The organism is Streptomyces sp. NPDC034043 (assembly GCF_055575675.1).
Genome location: NZ_JBVISF010000010.1, coordinates 66943 through 87323 on the forward strand (window position 1 = coordinate 66943; position 20381 = coordinate 87323).

At 72.2% G+C, this 20381-nt stretch carries 15 protein-coding genes; 7 read left to right on the forward strand and 8 right to left on the reverse strand.

Annotated elements, in window-relative coordinates; translation table 11 throughout:
* Nucleotides 1-55: 55 nt before the first annotated feature.
* Together ACZ51S_RS23495 and ACZ51S_RS23500 are read right to left on the reverse strand one after the other, a co-directional pair.
* Entirely contained in the window at nucleotides 56-2305 is a 2250-nt protein-coding gene (locus ACZ51S_RS23495) for a helix-hairpin-helix domain-containing protein (RefSeq protein ID WP_468961903.1), read from the reverse strand.
* Entirely contained in the window at nucleotides 2302-3285 is a 984-nt protein-coding gene (locus ACZ51S_RS23500) for an aldo/keto reductase (RefSeq protein ID WP_468476424.1), read from the reverse strand. The genes ACZ51S_RS23495 and ACZ51S_RS23500 overlap by 4 nt, the downstream gene beginning before the upstream one ends.
* 109 nt (nucleotides 3286-3394) lie before the next feature.
* Here ACZ51S_RS23500 and ACZ51S_RS23505 point away from each other — a divergent pair, with 109 nt between their 5' ends.
* Together ACZ51S_RS23505 and ACZ51S_RS23510 are read left to right on the forward strand one after the other, a co-directional pair.
* Nucleotides 3395-4444 carry an LLM class F420-dependent oxidoreductase gene (locus tag ACZ51S_RS23505; RefSeq protein ID WP_468803025.1) on the forward strand — a complete coding sequence of 350 codons (1050 nt, stop codon included), beginning with the start codon at nucleotides 3395-3397 and terminating at the stop codon, nucleotides 4442-4444.
* Nucleotides 4445-4683: 239 nt separating this feature from the next.
* Nucleotides 4684-5481, forward strand: a complete 798-nt coding sequence (locus ACZ51S_RS23510) for a ferritin-like domain-containing protein (RefSeq protein WP_468476422.1) — start codon at nucleotides 4684-4686, stop codon at nucleotides 5479-5481.
* Nucleotides 5482-5495: 14 nt separating this feature from the next.
* Here the strand turns inward: ACZ51S_RS23510 and corA are convergent, their stop codons facing one another.
* On the reverse strand, nucleotides 5496-6488 hold the full coding sequence (corA, locus tag ACZ51S_RS23515) for a magnesium/cobalt transporter CorA (RefSeq protein ID WP_468476421.1): 993 nt from the start codon (nucleotides 6486-6488) through the stop codon (nucleotides 5496-5498).
* 54 nt (nucleotides 6489-6542) lie between these two features.
* On the opposite strand from corA, the gene ACZ51S_RS23520 reads away from it, so the two are divergent.
* The 4 genes from ACZ51S_RS23520 (at nucleotide 6543) to mshC (ending at nucleotide 10067) form a co-directional block, all read left to right on the forward strand.
* Complete coding sequence (locus ACZ51S_RS23520) at nucleotides 6543-7250, forward strand: histidine phosphatase family protein (protein WP_468961905.1); 708 nt, start codon at nucleotides 6543-6545, stop codon at nucleotides 7248-7250.
* Nucleotides 7251-7326: 76 nt separating this feature from the next.
* On the forward strand, nucleotides 7327-7917 hold the full coding sequence (locus tag ACZ51S_RS23525; protein ID WP_388943568.1) for a DUF3090 domain-containing protein: 591 nt from the start codon (nucleotides 7327-7329) through the stop codon (nucleotides 7915-7917).
* Entirely contained in the window at nucleotides 7881-8717 is an 837-nt protein-coding gene (locus ACZ51S_RS23530; RefSeq protein ID WP_468476419.1) for an SCO1664 family protein, read from the forward strand. The genes ACZ51S_RS23525 and ACZ51S_RS23530 overlap by 37 nt, the downstream gene beginning before the upstream one ends.
* Before the next feature lie 120 nt (nucleotides 8718-8837).
* Entirely contained in the window at nucleotides 8838-10067 is a 1230-nt protein-coding gene (gene mshC, locus ACZ51S_RS23535) for a cysteine--1-D-myo-inosityl 2-amino-2-deoxy-alpha-D-glucopyranoside ligase (RefSeq protein WP_468476418.1), read from the forward strand.
* Nucleotides 10068-10312: 245 nt separating this feature from the next.
* Here the strand turns inward: mshC and ACZ51S_RS23540 are convergent, their stop codons facing one another.
* From ACZ51S_RS23540 to ACZ51S_RS23560, 5 genes are all read right to left on the reverse strand, one after another.
* Nucleotides 10313-11308, reverse strand: a complete 996-nt coding sequence (locus ACZ51S_RS23540; RefSeq protein ID WP_468476417.1) for a PAC2 family protein — start codon at nucleotides 11306-11308, stop codon at nucleotides 10313-10315.
* Between the two features lie 126 nt (nucleotides 11309-11434).
* Nucleotides 11435-13042 (reverse strand): glycerol-3-phosphate dehydrogenase/oxidase, encoded by a 1608-nt coding sequence (locus ACZ51S_RS23545; RefSeq protein ID WP_388943581.1) that lies wholly within the window; start codon nucleotides 13040-13042, stop codon nucleotides 11435-11437.
* 39 nt (nucleotides 13043-13081) lie between these two features.
* The gene (gene glpK / locus ACZ51S_RS23550) at nucleotides 13082-14608 is read right to left on the reverse strand and encodes a glycerol kinase GlpK (RefSeq protein WP_388943584.1); all 1527 of its coding nucleotides are present in this window, start codon (nucleotides 14606-14608) and stop codon (nucleotides 13082-13084) included.
* A 79-nt stretch (nucleotides 14609-14687) separates the two neighbouring features.
* The gene (locus ACZ51S_RS23555; RefSeq protein WP_468476416.1) at nucleotides 14688-15470 is read right to left on the reverse strand and encodes an MIP/aquaporin family protein; all 783 of its coding nucleotides are present in this window, start codon (nucleotides 15468-15470) and stop codon (nucleotides 14688-14690) included.
* A 323-nt stretch (nucleotides 15471-15793) separates the two neighbouring features.
* Nucleotides 15794-16561, reverse strand: coding sequence for an IclR family transcriptional regulator (locus tag ACZ51S_RS23560; protein WP_388943588.1), 768 nt, complete (start codon nucleotides 16559-16561; stop codon nucleotides 15794-15796).
* A 294-nt stretch (nucleotides 16562-16855) separates the two neighbouring features.
* On the opposite strand from ACZ51S_RS23560, the gene metH reads away from it, so the two are divergent.
* On the forward strand, nucleotides 16856-20368 hold the full coding sequence (metH, locus tag ACZ51S_RS23565; RefSeq protein ID WP_468961908.1) for a methionine synthase: 3513 nt from the start codon (nucleotides 16856-16858) through the stop codon (nucleotides 20366-20368).
* Nucleotides 20369-20381: the final 13 nt, after the last annotated feature.

A 20381-nucleotide genomic window follows, 5' to 3' on the forward strand; every position in this document is an offset into this window, starting at 1 on the left:
CACCGCCGTCCGTGCCCCGTCCGCCCTCCGGCCGGGCGGGGCTCGGACGGGCCCCCTACGGCTGCTCCTCCTGCGCGGCCGTGAGGGCCCGCAGCAGGCCCGTCAGCCGGGTCGTACGCGGCTTCGGCAGCCCCTGCGCCACCGCCCGCGGCAGCGCCTCCTCCACCCCGTGGACCACCGACAGGTGCCGCTCGGCACGCCCGAACGCCGTGTACACCCAGTCCCGGGTCAGGTCCTGCGCCGCGTCCCCGGGCAGTACGACGACCACCGCGGGCCAGCGCGTCCCGACCGCCTGGTGCGCCGTCACCGCCCAGCCGTGCCGGACCTGCGCCTCCACCCGCTCCTGCGGTACGACGACCCGCCCGCCCGGCGTCTCCAGGTGCAGCCCCTGCGCGTCGGCCGACACCACCCGGGCCGGCAGCGCCCGCCCCGGGGAGGGCACGTGGACCACCCGGTCGTCGGGGTCGAAGCCGGCGAACCGGCCGGGGCCGGGGTTCAGCCGCTCCTTGAGGGCCGCGTTCAGTGCCCGGGTCCCGGCGGGACCGCCGTGGCCCGGGGTGATGACCTGCACGGCCTCCGCCGGGATCCCGAAGGCCCGCGGCACCGACTCGGCGACCAGCTGGACGGTGCGGTGCACGGCCTCGCCGGCGTCCCGCACCGGGACGATGACGACCTCCTTGCCGGGGGCGTCGACCCGGTTCAGCTCCCCGATGCCGATCCCCGACACCAGCTCGCCGACCGGGCCCGGGTCCGGGGTGCGCGACACCACCTGAGGGAAGGCGCGGGCCGCCAGCACATCGGCGAACACCCGCCCGGGTCCGGCGGATCCGAGGACCCCCGGGTCCCCGGAGAGCACCAGCCGGGCCCCGTCCGGCACGGACTCCACCAGCGCGGCCGCCGTCTCCACGTCCAGCTGGGGCGCGTCCAGGACGATCAGCAGGTCCAGGTCGAAGCGGCCGTCGGCGTCCCGCCCCGGGCCCTCCGTCCCCGCGAGCAGCCCGGCCACCGTGACGGTTCCGGGCGCGGGGGCGTGCGCGGCCAGCACGGCCCGCAGGCCCAGCTGCCGGGCGGCCGCGAGCAGGGCCGCCGGCTCGGCGCGGGAGGCCTCCCCGCCGGTGTGGGTGACCAGACCGTGGCCCGCGACGGCCCTGACCAGCTCGGCGCCGGCGCCGGCCGCCGCCGGCCAGTCCGCGGGGCCGCCGAAGGTGCCCGCGAGACGGGCCAGGCCGTCGGCGAGCGCCTCCTCGGCCAGGGCGTACTCCTCCAGGCCCACGAGGATCCTTACGGGCTGCTCCTCGTCCTCACCGGCGGGCGGGCCCAGCGGCTCGTGGAACACCAGCACCGCGCCCTCGCCGATGGCTGCCTCCAGGGTGTCCGCGGGGGCCGGCACCCCGTACTGGGCCAGGGCCTTCTCCAGGACCGGGGCCTCCAGGGCGGTGTGCCCCTTGAGGGCGGCCTGGTCCAGCAGCCAGTTCAGGAGGGCGGCGCCGCGTCGTTCGTCGGCGGGGCCCGCCGCGGGCCCGAGCAGGGCCTGCGCGAAGCCGTCGGCCTGCGTCGGGCGGACCCCGGGGACGGCGAGGAGCCGCCAGGGGTCCTCGGCGAGCTGCTCGGCGGCGCCCTCGCCGAGGGCCTCGGCGGCCTGCCCGGCCAGGGTTTCGGGGGCGCCGCCGCGGGCGAGCACGGCCCGGACGGCGCCGATGTCCCCGGCGGTGGGGGAGGGCGCGGGCGCGGGGGCCGCCGGGCGGGGCCGCGGGGGAGCGGGGGCGGCCTTGCGGGGCGCGGCGGGGGCCTCGTCGAAGTAGACGGGGGCCGCCTGGGCGCCGCTCTCCACGGCCCGTACGGCGGCCAGCAGGTCGGCGGCCTTGCCGCTGAGCTTGCCGCCGGCGTCGACGGGGCCCTCGCGCTCGGCCTTGCGGCGGGCGATGCGCTCGCGTTCGACCTTCTGCGCGGCGAGCTCGGCCTGGGCCTCGGTGAGCTCCGGCGCGGCGGGCGCGGTTGCGTCGGCGTCCTGGCCCGCGGCGGGCTCCGTCGCGAGCTCCGAGGCGGTCCCGGCGGGGTCTTCCGCCGCCGCGTCGCCCCCGGCGTCCGCGGGCTCCGCCCCCGGCCCCCCACCCGGCGCGTCGGGCCCGTCCGCGCCCTCCGGCGCGTCCGGCCCCTCGGCGGCCTCCGCGCCCTCCGGCGTTTCGGCGTCCGCCCCGTCCGGTGCGTCCACGGTGTCGGGGGCCCCGTCCCGGGGGTGGGCGGGGGCGGCTTCGTACGGGTCCTCCGCGGCAGCGGGGGTGGCGGGGTCGGGGGCCGTACTCACAGCGTGCTCCAGTCCTGATCCGGGTAGCGGTGCACGGGCGCCGACACGTCGTCCAGCGCCCGGCGGATCTCCTCCGGAAGAGTAAGGGCCTCCACCGACAGTGCCGCCCCCAGCTGCGCCGACGTCCGCGCGCCCACGATGGGGGCGGTGACCCCCGGCCGGTCGCGGATCCAGGCCAGCGCCACCTGGAGCGGGGTGACCGCGAGGCCCTGCGCGGCCGTGACGACGGCGTCCACGATGCGGCCCGCCGCCTCGTCCAGGTACGGCTCCACGAGCGCGGCCAGCGACGGCGACGCGCCCCGGGAGTCGGCCGGGGTGCCGTCGCGGTACTTGCCCGTCAGCACCCCCCGGCCCAGCGGCGAGGAGGGGAGCAGGCCGACGTCCAGGTCCCGGGCCGCCGGCAGCACCTCGCGCTCGACGCCCCGCTGGAGCAGCGAGTACTCCATCTGGGTGGAGGCCAGCCGGGTCCGCGTCCCCGGCGCGGCGAGCTGCCACGTGGCGGCCTTCGCCAGCTGCCAGCCGCTGAAGTTGGACACCCCCGCGTACCGGGCCCGGCCGCTGGCCACGGCCAGGTCCAGCGCCTGGAGGGTCTCCTCGAGCGGGGTCCGCGGATCGAAGGCGTGCACCTGCCACAGGTCCACGTAATCGGTGCCCAGCCGTTCCAGGGAGTCGTCCAGGGCGCTCAGCAGGTGCCCGCGCGAGCCGTCGAACCGCCGGTCGGGGTCGGGGACGCTGCCCGACTTGGTCGCGATGACCAGGTCCCGGCGCGGTACGAGGGAGCCCACCAGCTGCCCGAGGAGGTACTCCGCCTCCCCGTCGCCGTACACGTCGGCCGTGTCGACGAGCGTGCCGCCCGCCTCCCAGAACGTCTTCAACTGCTCGGCGGCGGCTTCCTCGCCGGTGTCACGGCCCCAGGTCAGGGTGCCGAGGCCGATCCGGGAGACGCGCAGTCCGGTGCGGCCGAGATGCCTCTGCTCCATGAGCGCTGAGACTACTGGGGCGCTGACGCGGGGCCGTGGGGCGCGCTACAGTCCCCCGCAGACCCACGTTACTGATCGGTAAACCGGCACCTTCGTAAGGGGACGACACATGCGGCTCGGCATCAATCTCGGCTACTGGGGCGCGGGCATGGACGCCGACAACCTCGCCGTCGCGCAGGAGGCCGACCGCCTCGGCTACGACGTCTGCTGGGCCGCCGAGGCCTACGGCTCCGACGCGGCGACCGTACTGGCCTGGGTGGCCGCCCAGACGGAGCGGATCGACGTCGGCTCGGCCATCTTCCAGATCCCCGCCCGCCAGCCGGCGATGACGGCGATGACCGCCGCCACCCTGGACTCGCTCACCAAGGGCCGCTTCCGCCTCGGCCTCGGCGTGTCCGGCCCGCAGGTCTCCGAGGGCTGGTACGGCGTGAAGTTCGACAAGCCGCTCGCCCGGACCCGCGAGTACGTGGAGATCGTCCGCAAGGCCATGTCCCGCGAACGGCTGAGCCACGACGGCGAGCACTGGACCCTCCCGCTGCCCGACGGTCCCGGCAAGCCGCTCAAGCTGACCGTGCACCCCGAGCGCCCGCACATCCCGCTCTACATCGCCGCCATCGGGCCGAAGAACCTGGAGCAGACCGGCGAGATCGCCGACGGCGCCCTGCTGATCTTCCCGGCCGCCGAGCACCTGGAGGAGACGGCCCTGCGGCACGTCCGCGCGGGCCGCGAGAAGGCCGGTCTGACGATGGACGGCTTCGACGTCTGCCCGACCGTGCCGCTGGCCCTGGGCGAGGACGTCCACGCCCTCGCCGACGTGTTCCGCCCCTACACCGCCCTGTACGTCGGCGGCATGGGCAGCGCCAAGCAGAACTTCTACAACCAGCTCGCCCAGCGCATGGGCTACGAGAAGGAGGCCGCCGAGATCCAGGCCAAGTACCTGGGCGGCGACAAGGACGGGGCGGCCGCCGCGGTCCCGCACTCGCTGATCGACTCGACCACGCTGCTCGGCTCCGTGGAGCGGATCGCGGACGGGATGCGCGCCTACGCCGAGGCCGGGGTCACCACGCTCACGCTGGCCCCGGCCGGCTTCACCCTCGACGAGCGGATCGCCGCCCTGCGCGCCGGTACCGAGGCCCTGGAGATCGCCGGTCTCGCCTGACGCACGGGCTCCGGCGCCGCCGGACGGAGCCCGGCGGGCGTGGTGCGGACGGCGGGTGGAGAAGGTCAGCGGCCGTGGTGGGGGCTCGGGGGGTCTTCCCCGCCACGGCCGACACAGCGAACAACGCCCGGCCCGCCCCCGGGGTTACGCCCCGCCGGGGGTCCGTCGGTTTCGTTCATTCGGCCGACTGCGGCGCCCCCTCGGTTGCCCGCCCGATCGATCCGCATTTGACTCGTCGCATGCTCTCCGTCCGCAGCCTGTTCCAGGAGATCGTCGACCACGACGACTCCTTCCAGCTGTTCTGCTCCATCGCCGCCGGCGGGGAGTCCCAGGGCGGCTGGGAGAACGCCCGGATCGCCGCCCTCGCACCCGAGGGCATGCGCGACCTCGCCCCCAAGATCGCCCGGCACGGCGCCGACGAGGACAAGCACGGCCGGATCTTCCAGGCCCTGCTGCGCAAGCGTGGCCTGCCCGCCGTCCCCGTACCCCCCGAAACCGACTACACGATGCTGCTGGAGCGCCGCGGCATCGGCCTGGCCCACGACAAACTGCGCCGCGACGAAGCCCTGCGCGAGGAGGACATCGTCGTCTACCTCGCCCACAGCCGGGTCACCGAGCAGCGGGCCGCCGACCAGATGGCCATGCTGCTGCGCCACTTCGGCGACCACCCCGAGGTCGGCAAGGCCGTCCGCGTCATCAGCCACGACGAGGACAACCACCTCGCCTACTGCCACGAGGAACTGCTGCGCCTCGCCCGCGAAGGGCACGGCCGGACCATCCAGCGGGTCCTGCGCGAGAGCGCCCTCGCCGAGATCGCCGTCTACCGCGACGTGAGCCTGGCCGTCATGGAGCACATGGGCCGGCTGCTGCGCTGGCCCGCGCCCAAGGCCGCCGCGCTCGCCGCCGGAATCCGCGCGGTGTACGGGTACGAGCGCTTCTGCGGCTGGCACCGCATGGTCGGCCTCCGCCCCCCGGAGCGCACGAACCCGCTGGGCGGCGTACCGGGCACGGCCTCCCACGGCTTCGCCGGCGCCTAGCCGCCCGGGCCGTCTCAGAGCCAGCCGCGCCGTTTGAACATCCGGTGCAGGGCCAGGCACACGCCCACCATCAGCACCACCACCGCCGGATAGCCCCAGGACTGCCTGAGCTCCGGCATGTGCTCGAAGTTCATCCCGTAGACGCCCGCCACCATCGTCGGAACGGCCGCCATGGCCGCCCACGCCGAGATCTTGCGCATGTCGTCGTTCTGCCGGACGCCCATCTGCGCCAGGTGCGCGGCCAGCGCGTCCGACAGCAGCCGGTCGAGCCCCTCGATGTACTCGCTGGCCTTCGTCAGGTGGTCGGCGACGTCCCGGAAGAAGGGCTGGGCGTGACCGTGCACGAAGGGCACGTCCCCGAAGGCGAGCCGGTCCATCGGCTGGAGCAGCGGGCTCGTCGCCCGGCGGAACTCCAGCACCTGCCGCTTGAAGCCGTAGATCCGGGCGGCCGTGTTCTTGAAGGCCTTGGGGTTCGGGGCGAACACCTCCGCCTCCAGCTCCTCCAGGTCCGCCTGGAGTTCCGCCGCCACCTCGATGTAGTGGTCCACCACCGCGTCCGACACCGCGTACAGCACCGCCGTCGGACCGTGCCGCAGCACGTCCGGCTCCTGCTCCAGCCGGTGCCGCACGGCCGCCAGCGCGGCCCCCTCGCCGTGCCGGACCGTGACCACGAAGGCGTCGCCGATGAACACCATCAACTCGCCGGTGGTCACCGTGTCCGCGTCGTCGTCGTAGATCACCGGCTTGAGGACCACGAACAGCGAGTCGTCGTACACCTCCAGCTTCGGACGCTGGTGCGCCGAAAGCGCGTCCTCCACCGCCAGCGGGTGCAGGCCGAACTCCCGGCTCACCCGGTCGAACTCCTCCGGCGTCGGCTCGTGCACGCCGACCCACACGAAGGCGTCACCGTGCGCCCGGGCCTCCTCCAGTGCCTCGGAGAAGTCCCCGGCCGCCTCCGAGCGGCGGCCGTCCCGGTACAACGCGCAGTCGACAATCACGCCGGGCATTCTGCCCCCACCCGCGCCCGCCCGCACGCCGACGTCACCGCATACCCTGCATGCATGGCCACGCTGATCCTCGTACGACACGGGCGGTCCACCGCCAACACCGCTGGACTGCTCGCCGGATGGACCCCGGGAGTGGCCCTCGACGAACACGGCGCCGGGCAGGCCGCCGCACTGCCCGGCCGGCTGGACGGGATCCCGCTCGCGGCCGCCGTCTCCAGCCCGCTCCAGCGCTGCCAGGAGACCCTGGCCCCGCTGCTCGCCGCCCGCCCCGGGCTGCCCCTGCACACCGACGAGCGGATCGGCGAGTGCCACTACGGCGACTGGTCGGGCCGCAAGCTCTCCGAACTCGTCGACGAACCCCTCATGAAGATCGTCCAGCAGCACCCCTCGGCCGCCGCCTTCCCCGGCGGCGAGTCCATGCGCGCCATGCAGGCCCGCGCCGTGGACGCCGTACGCGAATGGAACACGCGGATCGAGGAGGAGCACGGCGCCGGCGCCGTCTTCCTCATGTGCTCCCACGGCGACATCATCAAGTCCCTCGTCGCCGACGCCCTCGGCATGCACCTCGACCTCTTCCAGCGGATCCACGTCGACCCCTGCTCGGTCACCGCCATCCGCTACACCGCCACCCGGCCCTTCCTGCTGCGCCTCGGCGACACCGGCGACCTCGCCGCGCTGGTCCCGCAGCCGGCCGCCTCCGACGGGTCCGGCGCCGAGGGCGGCGCAGACGCGGTCGTGGGCGGCGGCGCGGGCGCGGCCTGATCGAACGGCGCAGTAGGGTGGCAGGGCCAGCAACACGTGCGCAGCCCTGCCCCTGCCTCAGACTTGGAGACCGGTCGTGCCCCGTCAGGTGTTCCTTTACGACCCCCCGGACCGCTTCGTGGCCGGCACGGTCGGTCTGCCTGGACGCCGCACCTTCTTCCTCCAGGCCTCCGCGGGCGCCCGCGTCACCAGCGTCTCCCTGGAGAAGACCCAGGTCGCGGCGCTGGCCGAGCGCATGGACGAACTGCTCGACGAGGTCGTACGGCGGACCGGCGGCAACGCGCCCGTCCCGGCCGTCGCCTCGCCCGAGGCGTCCGACACCGCACCGCTGGACGTCCCCGTCGAGGAGGAGTTCCGCGTCGGCACCATGGCGCTCGCCTGGGACGGCGAGGAGCAGCGGATGATCGTCGAGGCCCAGGCGCTCGTCGAACTCGACGCCGACTCCGAGGAGGACCTCGCCGAGGCCGAGGAGCGCCTGCTCCAGGACGAGGAGAACGGCCCGCCGATGCTGCGGGTCCGGCTCTCCGGCGCCCAGGCCCGCGCCTTCGCCAAGCGGGCGCTCGACGTGGTCAACGCGGGCCGCCCGCCGTGCCCCCTGTGCAGCCTGCCCCTCGACCCCGAGGGCCACGTGTGCCCCCGCCAGAACGGGTACCGGCGCCAGGTGTGAGCGAGGTGATCCCGATAGAGGAGCTGCTGACCCGCGGCGAGCTCACCGTCCGCGGCCGCATCGCCGAGGCCTCCAACGCGGTCCTGCTGTGCACCGTCGCCCACGAGGGGCGCAGCGTGGAGTGCGTCTACAAGCCCGTCAAGGGCGAGCGGCCCCTGTGGGACTTCCCCGACGGGAACCTCGCCCGGCGCGAGCGCGCCGCCTACCTGGTCTCCGAGGCCACCGGGTGGGGGCTGGTGCCCACCACCGTGCTGCGCGACGGCCCGTACGGAGAGGGTATGGTCCAGCACTGGATCGACGCCGGAGAACCGCCGGAGCCCGGGCTGCTCGCGCTCGTCGAGGGGGAGGAGGCGGGGGAGGGCTGGAAGCCGGTCGCCTTCGCCGAGGTCGGGGAGGGCCGCACCGCCCTCCTGGTGCACGCCGACGACCCCCGGCTGCGCCGCCTCGCCGTCCTCGACGCGGTGATCAACAACGGTGACCGCAAGGGCGGCCACCTGCTGCCCGCGCCGGACGGACGGCTCTACGGGATCGACCACGGAGTGACCTTCCACACCGAGGACAAGCTGCGCACCCTGCTGTGGGGCTGGGCGGGGGAGCCGCTGACCCCGGAGGCCCGGTCGGTACTGTCCTCCCTGGAGACCCAGCTCGCCGACGGGGCGGGGCTCGCCACCCGGCTGGCCGAGCTGATCACCCCCGTCGAGCTGGCCGCCGTACGGGCCCGCGTGGCCCAGTTGCTGCGCGAGGGCAGGCATCCGCAGCCGTCCGGGCAGTGGCCGGCGATCCCCTGGCCACCCGTCTGAGCAGGTCCGGCGCCCGGTGAGACCGGACGCATAGAACCGGCCAGACCGCAAGAGTGCCGATCAAGCCAACAGTGCTGGTCCCATTCGTTCGCGGAACACTCGTCCGGTTAGGCTCGAACCATGCATGCCTGGCCCGCTTCTGAGGTCCCCGCCCTGCCCGGCAAGGGCCGCGACCTCCAGATCCACGACACCGCGACCCAGGGGACGATCACCCTCGCCCCCGGTCCCGTCGCCCGCCTCTACGTCTGCGGGATCACCCCGTACGACGCGACCCACATCGGTCACGCGGCGACCTACAACGCGTTCGACCTCGTGCAGCGCGTGTGGCTCGACAACAAGCGGCAGGTCCACTACGTCCAGAACGTCACGGACGTGGACGATCCGCTGCTGGAGCGGGCGCTGCGCGACGGGCACGACTGGACCGAGCTCGCCGAACGCGAGACGGCCCTCTTCCGCGAGGACATGACCGCCCTGCGCATGCTGCCGCCGCAGCACTACATCGGCGCCGTCGAGGCCATACCCGGCATCGTGCCGCTGGTCGAGCGGCTCCGTGACGCGGGCGCCGCGTACGAGCTCGAAGGCGACGTCTACTTCTCGGTGGAGTCCGACCCGCACTTCGGCGGGGTCTCCCACCTCGACGCCCAGGCGATGCGGGCGCTGTCCGCCGAGCGCGGCGGCGACCCGGACCGCCCGGGCAAGAAGAACCCCCTCGACCCGATGCTGTGGATGGCCGCACGGCCGGGCGAGCCGAGCTGGGACGGCGCCTCCCTGGGCCCCGGCCGGCCCGGCTGGCACATCGAGTGCGTGGCCATCGCCCTGGACCACCTGGGCATGGGCTTCGACATCCAGGGCGGCGGCTCCGACCTGGCGTTCCCGCACCACGAGATGGGCGCCTCGCACGCGCAGGCCCTGACGGGCGAGTTCCCGATGGCCAAGGCGTACGTCCACGCGGGCATGGTCGCCCTGAACGGCGAGAAGATGTCGAAGTCCAAGGGCAACCTGGTCTTCGTCTCGGCGCTGCGGCGCGCCGGGGTGGACCCGGCGGCCATCCGCCTGGCCCTCCTCGCGCACCACTACCGGGCCGACTGGGAGTGGACCGACGACGTCCTCACCGAGGCGCAGGCCCGCCTCGCGCGCTGGCGCGCGGCGGTCTCCCGCCCGGACGGCCTGCCGGCCGAGGAGCTGGTGGAGGAGGTCCGGGCGGCCCTGGCCGACGACCTGAACGCCCCGCTGGCGCTGGCGGCGGTGGACGCCTGGGTGGACGCGCAGAACGCCTCCGACGGCGACGACGAGTCGGCCCCCGGCCTGGTCTCCCGCACGGTGGACGCCCTGCTGGGCGTGGCGCTGTAGCACTGCCGCCGATGCCCCCGGACTCCGTCGGTTCCGGGGGCATCGCCGTGCCCCGGCCAGGGCGGACCCTTGCCTGCGGCGCCGGTCCCTGCCCGCCCTTCGCCCGTTCCCCGGGCCTCCGCCCGGACCCCGCGCCTCGAACGCCGGCGGGGCCGGATTTTCCGGCCCCGCCGGCGTTCGAGGCGAGAACGGGTGAAGGGCGGGCAGGGGACCGGTCCGCGCAGCGGCCCCCCGCCCCCGGGGCGCTATGCCGACGGGGGCTCGGGGGAGTCGCCCGGTTCCTCCGGCGGGGCCGGGGGCTCCTCCCCGGAGGGGTCCGGGCGGCGGCGCGGCGGCCGGGTCAGCCCGCTGGAGGTGTCCCGCAGGTACGAGCCGTCACCCTGCTGCTCCCCGGCGGCGGACGGGTCCCGCCGGCGCAGGTACCGCTCGAACTCCCGGGCGATCGCGTCCCCCGAGGCCTCCGGCAGGTCCGCGGTGTCCCGCGCCTCCTCCAGCGTCTGGACGTACTCCGCCACCTCGCTGTCCTCGGCGGCCAGTTGGTCCACGCCCAGCTGCCACGCCCGGGCGTCCTCCGGCAGTTCGCCCAGCGGGATCCGGATGTCGATCAGGTCCTCCAGCCGGTTCAGCAGCGCCAGCGTCGCCTTCGGGTTCGGCGGCTGGGACACGTAGTGCGGCACCGCGGCCCACAGCGAGACCGCCGGAACCCCGGCGTGCGTACAGGCCTCCTGGAGGACGCCCACGATCCCGGTCGGGCCCTCGTACTTCGTCTCCTCCAGGTCCATCGTCCGCGCGAGGTCCGCGTCCGAGGTGACCCCGCTCACCGGCACCGGCCGGGTGTGCGGGGTGTCGCCGAGCAGCGCGCCCAGGATGACGACCATCTCGACGCCCAGCTCGTGCGCGAAGCCGAGCAGCTCGTTGCAGAACGACCGCCACCGCATGGACGGTTCGATGCCCCGCACCAGCACCAGGTCGCGCGGCTTCGCGCCGCCGATCCGGACCACCGACAGCCGCGTCGTCGGCCAGGTGATCTTCCTGACCCCGTTGTCCAGCCACACCGTCGGCCGGTTGACCTGGAAGTCGTAGTAGTCCTCGGCGTCCAGCGCCGCGAAGACCTCGCCCTTCCACTCCCGGTCCAGGTGCGCCACCGCACCGGAGGCGGCGTCACCCGCGTCGTTCCAGCCCTCGAACGCGGCCACCATGACCGGGTCGATCAGCTCGGGCACGCCCTCAAGCTCGATCACCCAGGTCTCCTTCCGAAGTTCCTTGCCTACGTGGGCCAGCCTAAGCCTTTGTGGGACGTCGGCCACAGCCCACGACAGAGGGGCGGTTCCCCTCGGAACCGCCCCTCTTCCCCACCTGCGTACGAGCTATGCCTTGCGGTTCAGCATCTCCTCGACACGGGCCCGTACGGCCTCGTCGTCCAGGCCGCGGACCGTCACCGTCGTACGGCGGCGCAGCACGTCGTCGACCGTCTCGGCCCACTCGTTGTCACGGGCGTAGGCGACCTGCGCCCAGATCTCCGGACCGTCCGGGTGGATGCGCTCGGCCAGCGCCGGGTCCTCGTTCGCCAGGCGGGCGATGTCGAAGGCCAGGGAGCCGTAGTGGGAGGCCAGGTGGCGCGCGGTGAGCGGGTCCATGCGGGTGCCGGGCTCGCGGTCCACCAGCAGGCGGTGCGCGACCGCGTTGGGGTTGGCGACACCGGGCAGGGGGACGCGGCGCACGAGCGACTTCACCGGCTCCATGTCCTCGGTCAGCGGGCTGCCGGGGAGCTTGGCGAGCTTGTCCATGACCACGCGGCCGATGTGGCGGTACGTGGTCCACTTGCCGCCGGCCACCGACAGCATGCCGCCCGCGCCCTCGGAGACCACCGTCTCGCGCTTGGCCTTCTCGACGCCGCCGGGACCTCCGGGCAGCACGCGCAGACCGGCGAAGGCGTACGTCATCAGCGAGCGGTCGAGGTCGGCGTCCTTGATGGAGAACGCCGCCTCGTCCAGGATCTGCTGGATGTCCTTCTCGGTGGCGCGCACGTCCGCCGGGTCGCCCTCGTACACCTCGTCGGTGGTGCCGAGCAGCAGCTGGTCCTCCCACGGGAGGGCGAAGGTGATGCGGTACTTGTCGATCGGGGTGGCCATGGCGGCCTTCCACGGCGACTTGCGCTTCATGACGATGTGCGCGCCCTTGGAGAGGCGGATCGACGGCATCGCGTGCTTGTCTTCCATGCGCCGCAGGTGGTCCACCCACGGGCCGGTGGCGTTGAGCACGACGCGCGCGTCGACCCCGAACTCCGTACCGTCGAGGCGGTCCTTGAGCTCGGCGCCCGAGACCCGGCCGCGCGTCATGCGCAGGCCGGTGACCTCGGCGTGGTTGAGGACGACCGCGCCGGACTCGACGGCCGCGCGGACCGTCATCACGGCGACGCGGGAGTCGTTCATCTGGTGGTCGTAGTAGACCGCGACGGCCTTCAGGTTGTCCGTCTTGAGTCCGGGGTTGTCGGCGACGGCACGGGCCGGGGATATCACCTTGCCCATGCCGTCACCGAAGGCCGAGAGGGCGGAGTAGGCGAAGACGCCCGCGCCCAGCTTGGCCGCACCCACCGGACCGCCCTTGTAGACCGGCAGGTAGAACGTGAGCGGGTTGACCAGGTGCGGGGCCACGTCCTTGGCCAGCACCCGCCGCTCGTGGTGGTTCTCCGCCACCAGCTTGACCGCACCGGTCTGCAGGTAGCGCAGACCGCCGTGGACGAGCTTCGAGGAGGCCGAGGAGGTGGCGCCGGCGAAGTCGCCGGCGTCCACCATGGCAACCCGCAGACCCGACTGCGCGGCGTGCCAGGCCACCGAGGTGCCCAGGATTCCACCGCCGATGACCAGCAGGTCGTACGTGGCCTTCGAGAGCTGCTCGCGGGTCTCCGCGCGGCTCGCGTTGGCACCGGAAGTCGGGTGCGTACCCAGGGTGGGGACGCTCTGCAGGGTGCTCATATTTCTTTCAGCTCCTCGTCGATTGACTCAGCTGGTGCGTCAGCTGGCGTCTTCGTCGTCGATCCAGCCCATGGACCGCTCGACGGCCTTGAGCCAGTTCTTGTACTCGCGGTCCCGCTGGTCGGCGGGCATCCGCGGGGTCCACTCCGCCGCGCGGCGCCAGTTGGCGCGCAGGGCGTCGGTGTCGGGCCAGAAGCCGACGGCCAGGCCGGCGGCGTAGGCGGCGCCGAGGCAGGTGGTCTCGGCGACCATCGGGCGCACCACGGGGGCGTCCAGGAAGTCCGAGAGGGTCTGCATCAGCAGGTTGTTGGAGGTCATGCCGCCGTCGACCTTGAGGGCCGCCAGCTCGACGCCGGAGTCCTTGGTCATGGCGTCGGTGATCTCGCGGGTCTGCCAGGCGGTGGCCTCCAGGACGGCACGGGCGATGTGCGCCTTGGTGACGTACCGGGTGAGGCCGGCGATCACACCGCGGGCGTCGGAGCGCCAGTACGGGGCGAACAGGCCGGAGAAGGCCGGCACGAAGTAGGCGCCGCCGTTGTCCTCGACCGAGAGCGCGAGGGTCTCGATCTCGGCCGCGGTCTTGATCATGCCCATCTGGTCGCGCATCCACTGGACGAGCGAGCCGGTGACGGCGATCGAGCCCTCCAGGGCGTAGACCGGCTTCTGGTCGCCGATCTGGTAGCCGACCGTGGTCAGCAGGCCGCTGTAGGAGTTGATGATCTTGTCGCCGGTGTTCATCAGCATGAACGTTCCGGTGCCGTAGGTGGACTTCGCCTCGCCCTCGGCGAAACAGGTCTGGCCGAAGAGCGCGGCCTGCTGGTCACCGAGCGCGGAGGCGACCGGGACGCCGGCGAGGACGCCTTCCTTGACGTGGCCGTAGACCTCGGCGGAGGACTTGATCTCGGGGAGCACGTTGAGCGGGACGCCCATCGATTCCGCGATCTTCTCGTCCCAGGCCAGGGTGTGCAGGTTCATCAGCATGGTGCGCGAGGCGTTGGTGACGTCGGTGACGTGCGCACCGCCCTGGGCCCCGCCGGTGAGGTTCCAGATGACCCAGGAGTCCATGGTGCCGAAGAGGATGTCGCCGGCCTCGGCGCGCTCGCGCAGGCCCTCGACGTTGTCGAGCAGCCAGCGGACCTTCGGGCCCGCGAAGTAGCTCGCCAGCGGCAGGCCGGTCTCGCGGCGGAAGCGGTCCTGGCCGACGTTGCGGCCGAGCTCCTTGCACAGGGAGTCGGTGCGGGTGTCCTGCCAGACGAGCGCGTTGTGCACCGGCTCGCCGGTGTTCTTGTCCCACAGGACGGTGGTCTCGCGCTGGTTGGTGATGCCGACGGCCTTGACGTCGGCGGCGGTGATCTCCGCCTTGGCGATGGCGCCGGCGACGACCTCCTGGACGTTGGTCCAGATCTCGACGGCGTCGTGCTCCACCCAGCCCGGCTTGGGGAAGATCTGCTCGTGTTCCTTCTGGTCGACGGCGACGATCCGGCCGTCGCGGTCGAAGACGATGCAGCGGGAGGAGGTGGTGCCCTGGTCGATCGCGGCGATGAAGGGGCCGGTGCTGCTGGTCATGATGGCTGCTCCTGGCAGGTCTGTTGAGTAGGCGGAATCAGGAGGGCGATGCGGATCTTACGAGCGCGGCCGAAGCTGATCAGGCGAACGCGATGTTGTACAGACCGCCGGCGAGCGCGGCACCGACGAGCGGGCCGACGACCGGGATCCAGGAGTACCCCCAGTCCGAACCGCCCTTGTTGGGCAGCGGGAGCAGGGCGTGGACGATGCGGGGACCGAGGTCACGGACCGGGTTGATGGCGTATCCGGTCGGACCGCCCAGCGAGAGGCCGATGCCGACGACGACGAAGGAGGTGATCAGGACGCCGATGACGCCGAGGCCCTTGCCGCCGTCCTGGAGGCCCTGGGTCAGGATCGCCAGGATGAGGACGAAGGTGCCGATGATCTCCGTCGCGAGGTTCTGGGCGACGTTGCGGATCTCCGGGCCGGTCGAGAAGATGCCGAGCACCGGGCCGGCGACGTCGTGCGGGTGCGGGTCCTCGGGACCGAGCTTGGCGTCGCGGATGTGCTCCGGGTCCGCCAGGTGGGCCCGGAACTGGCCGTAGTAGGTGATCCACATCAGGACCGCGCCGAGCATGGCGCCGAGCAGCTGCCCCGCGAAGTAGACGGGGACGTCACCCCACTCGCCGGTCTTGACGGCGATGCCGACGGTGACCGCCGGGTTGAGGTGCGCGCCGGAGAGCGGCGCCGAGACGTAGGCGGCGATCAGGACCGCGAAGCCCCAGCCGAAGGTGATCGCGAGCCAGCCCGCGCCGCGGGCCTTGGAGCTCTTGAGCGTGAGGGCGGCGCAGACGCCACCGCCGAGCAGTGTGAGCAGGGCGGTACCGATGGTCTCGCCGATGAAGATGTCGGAGCTGGACACCCGCGACTCCTTTGTCTTACGTCCAGGGGTGGGTGGACACCGGGTCCCTCCGGTGGTCCGCACACTCGGTGAGTGCTTCACCGGTCCATGGCCTCGCCATACCCTAACGCGTATTGCCGGTAGGTGTTCGACAATGCCGACCGATGAACGGCAGTTTTCCGCCTGGGTGAAGAACGCGTCAAGGCCTGACCAGGTCAAGAACCGGATCGTTACCACTCGGTACGATCGCCCAAATCAGGCCAATGGATGATCGAAATACGACAAAGTCCACCCGGACGGCACGCGAAGCGGCCATCGGGTGGACCGAATGGATCAGGTCAAGCTCAGAACCGGCCCGCGCCGAGATCGCGGGAAACCGACCGCGCGCAGTCCCGAACGGACGCCACCAGAGCCGCGTGCGGCTCCCCGGACTCCCCGCAGACCCGCTCCACGGCGCCCGCCACGGCCACCGCCCCGACCGGCATCCTCCGCCGGTCGTGGATGGGCGCCGCCACCGAGGCGATCCCCTCCCAGGTCTCCTCCACGTCCGCCGCCCAGCCGCGCGCCCGGGTCAGGTCCAGGACCCCCTCGAAACCCGCCGCGTCGGTCACCGTGCGCGGAGTGAAGGCCTCGCGCTCCCCGTCCAGGGCCTCGGTGTGCGCCACCGGGTCGTACGCCGACAGGACCTTGCCCAGCGCCGTGGAGTGCAGCGGCTGCATCGCCCCCACTTCCAGCACTTGCCGGCTGTCGTCCGGCCGGAACACGTGGTGCATGATCAGCACCCCGCTCTGGTGGAGCACGCCCACGTACACGCTCTCGCCGCTCGCCCGCGCCAGGTCGTCCGTCCACACCAGCGCACGCGCCCGCAGCTCGTGCACGTCCAGATAGCTGTTGCCCAGCCGCAGCAGCTCCGCGCCCAGCTGGTAGCGCCCGGAGGCCGGATCCTGCTCCACGAAGCCCTCGGCCTGCAGCGTGCGCAGGATGCCGTGCGCCGTGCCCTTGGCCAGCCCCAGGGAGGACGCGACGTCCGAGAGACCCAGCCGGCGTTCCCCGCCGGCCAGGAGCCGCAGCATCGCAGCGGCTCGTTCGAGCGACTGGATGTTCCGTGCCATCGCGCAGCCTCCTGCTGACGTAGTTCGACAATGCTGAACACTATCGGTCGATGCCGACCTCGTGCATGCTTGGGTGGCTCCATGGTGCGGCGCGCCCGACGCACCCTCCCACGAGGCACCCACGCCGCGCGCACGAGGCTCCCGGCAGGCTCCCGCGCCGCCCCAGCGAAAGAATGCAGTCCGCCACGTGGGACGCCCTCACCGGGTCCGCCGCCGCGCGGTTACCCTGACCGCGTGCACCCTTGACACAGAGGGTGCAAAGCCGACAGCCGTCGCAGCCCAGGGAGCACAACCATGGCCTCGTTGCCGAACCTGCCCGCAGACACCCAGAACCGGGCCGATGCCCTCCGGGAGGCGCTCGCGACCCGCGTGGTCGTCGCCGACGGAGCGATGGGAACGATGCTCCAGGCGCAGGACCCCACGCTGGAGGACTTCCAGCAGCTGGAGGGCTGCAACGAGGTCCTGAACGTCACCCGCCCCGACATCGTCCGCTCGGTCCACGAGGCGTACTTCGCGGTGGGTGTGGATTGCGTCGAGACGAACACCTTCGGTGCGAACTACGCGGCCCTGGCCGAGTACGACATCCCCGAGCGCAACTTCGAGCTGTCGGAGGCCGGCGCCCGCATCGCCCGCGAGGTCGCGGACGAGTTCACCGCCTCCACCGGCCGGCAGCGCTGGGTCCTGGGCTCCATGGGCCCGGGCACCAAGCTGCCGACGCTGGGCCACATCACCTACGCGCAGATCCGAGACGCCTACCAGGTCAACGCGGAGGGTCTGATCTCCGGCGGCGCGGACGCGCTGCTCGTCGAGACCACCCAGGACCTCCTGCAGACCAAGTCCTCCATCATCGGCGCCCGCCGCGCCATGGAGGCCCTCGGCGTCACCGTCCCGCTCATCTGCTCCGTCACCGTCGAGACCACCGGCACGATGCTGCTGGGTTCGGAGATCGGTGCGGCGCTGACGGCGCTGGAGCCGCTGGGGATCGACATGATCGGGCTGAACTGTGCGACGGGTCCGGCGGAGATGAGCGAGCACCTGCGGTATCTGGCGCGCAACGCGCGGATTCCGCTGTCGTGCATGCCGAACGCGGGGCTGCCGGTCCTGACGAAGGGCGGTGCGCATTATCCGCTGTCGGCGGTGGAGCTGGCGGATGCGCAGGAGACGTTCGTGCGGGAGTACGGGCTGTCGCTGGTGGGCGGCTGCTGCGGCACCACACCGGAGCATCTGCGGCAGGTGGTGGAGCGGGTGCGGGGTACCGCGGTGACCGCCCGCAGTCCGCAGCCGGAGGCGGGTGCGGCGTCGCTGTACCAGACGGTTTCGTTCCGGCAGGACACCTCCTATATGGCGATCGGTGAGCGGACGAACGCGAACGGGTCGAAGAAGTTCCGTGAGGCCATGCTGGAGGGCCGTTGGGACGACTGTGTGGAGATGGCCCGGGACCAGATCCGTGAGGGCGCGCACATGCTGGATCTGTGTGTGGACTATGTGGGCCGTGATGGTGTGGCGGACATGGAGGAGCTGGCGGGCCGGTTCGCGACGGCTTCGACGCTGCCGATCGTTTTGGACTCGACCGAGGTCGCGGTGATCCAGGCGGGTCTGGAGAAGCTCGGCGGGCGTGCGGTGATCAACTCGGTGAACTACGAGGACGGTGACGGGCCCCAGTCGCGGTTCGCGAAGGTGACAGCGCTGGCGCGGGAGCACGGTGCCGCGCTGATCGCGCTGACGATCGACGAGGAGGGCCAGGCCCGCACCGTCGAGCACAAGGTCGCGATCGCCGAGCGTCTGATCGACGATCTCACCACCAACTGGGGGATCCGTGAGTCGGACATCCTGATCGACACGTTGACGTTCACGATCTGCACGGGTCAGGAGGAGTCCCGTAAGGACGGGATCGCGACGATCGAGTCGATCCGTGAGCTCAAGCGCCGCCACCCGGACGTGCAGACGACGCTGGGTCTGTCGAACATTTCCTTCGGTCTGAACCCGGCCGCGCGTGTGCTGCTGAACTCGGTGTTCCTGGACGAGTGCGTCAAGGCCGGCCTGGACTCGGCGATCGTCCACGCATCGAAGATCCTGCCGATCGCACGCTTCGACGAGGAGCAGGTGACCACGGCGCTGGACCTGATCTACGACCGGCGGACCGAGGGTTACGACCCGCTGCAGAAGCTGATGGCGCTCTTCGAGGGTGTGAACACCAAGTCGCTGAAGGCCGGCCGGGCTGAGGAGCTGTTGGCGCTGCCGTTGGACGAGCGCCTGCGGCGGCGGATCATCGACGGCGAGAAGAACGGTCTGGAAGCCGACCTGGACGAGGCGCTGCGGACGCGTCCGGCGCTGGACATCGTCAACGACACCCTGCTGGAGGGGATGAAGGTCGTCGGTGAACTGTTCGGCTCCGGTCAGATGCAGCTGCCGTTCGTGCTCCAGTCGGCGGAGGTGATGAAGACGGCGGTCGCCTATCTGGAGCCGCACATGGAGAAGACCGACGACGAGGGCAAGGGCACGATCGTGCTGGCCACCGTCCGCGGTGACGTCCACGACATCGGCAAGAACCTGGTCGACATCATCTTGACCAACAACGGCTACAACGTCGTCAACATCGGCATCAAGCAGCCCGTCTCCGCGATCCTGGAAGCGGCGCAGGAACACAAGGCCGACGTGATCGGCATGTCCGGTCTCCTCGTGAAATCGACCGTGATCATGAAGGAGAACCTGGAGGAACTCAACCAGCGCAAGCTGGCGGCCGACTACCCCGTCATCCTCGGCGGCGCCGCCCTCACCCGCGCCTACGTCGAACAAGACCTCCACGAAATCTACGAAGGCGAAGTCCGCTACGCCCGCGACGCCTTCGAAGGCCTGCGCCTGATGGACGCCCTCATCGCGGTCAAGCGCGGCGTTCCCGGCGCGACCCTGCCCGAGCTCAAGCAGCGCCGCGTCGCCAAGCGGGACACCCCCGCCCTCCAGGTGGAGGAGCCGGAGGAGACCGGCGGCCGCTCCGACGTGGCCGTCGACAACCCCGTCCCCACCCCGCCCTTCTGGGGGACCCGCGTCATCAAGGGCATCCCGCTCAAGGACTACGCCTCCTGGCTGGACGAGGGCGCCCTGTTCAAGGGCCAGTGGGGCCTCAAGCAGGCCCGCGCCGGCGGGGCCACCTACGAGGAACTGGTCGAGAGCGAGGGCCGCCCGCGCCTGCGCGGCCTGCTGGAGAAGCTGCACACCGAGAACCTGCTCGAGGCGGCCGTGGTCTACGGCTACTTCCCCTGCGTCTCCAAGGGCGAGGACCTGATCATCCTCGACGAGCAGGGCAACGAGCGGACCCGCTTCACCTTCCCGCGCCAGCGCCGCGGCCGCCGGCTGTGCCTCGCCGACTTCTTCCGCCCCGAGGAGTCCGGCGAGACCGACGTCATCGGCCTCCAGGTCGTCACCGTCGGGTCGAGGATCGGCGAGGCCACCGCCAAGCTCTTCGAGTCCGACTCCTACCGCGAGTACCTGGAGCTGCACGGCCTGTCCGTCCAGCTCGCCGAGGCCCTGGCCGAGTACTGGCACGCCCGCGTCCGCGCCGAGCTCGGCTTCGGCGGCGAGGACCCCGAGAAGGTCGAGGACATGTTCGACCTCAAGTACCGGGGGGCGCGCTTCTCCCTCGGCTACGGGGCCTGCCCCGACCTGGAGGACCGCGCGAAGATCGCCGACCTCCTCCAGCCGGAGCGGATCGGCGTCCACCTCTCGGAGGAGTTCCAGCTGCACCCCGAGCAGTCCACCGACGCCCTGGTGATTCACCACCCCGAAGCGAAGTATTTCAACGCACGCTGACACAGACCGGCGT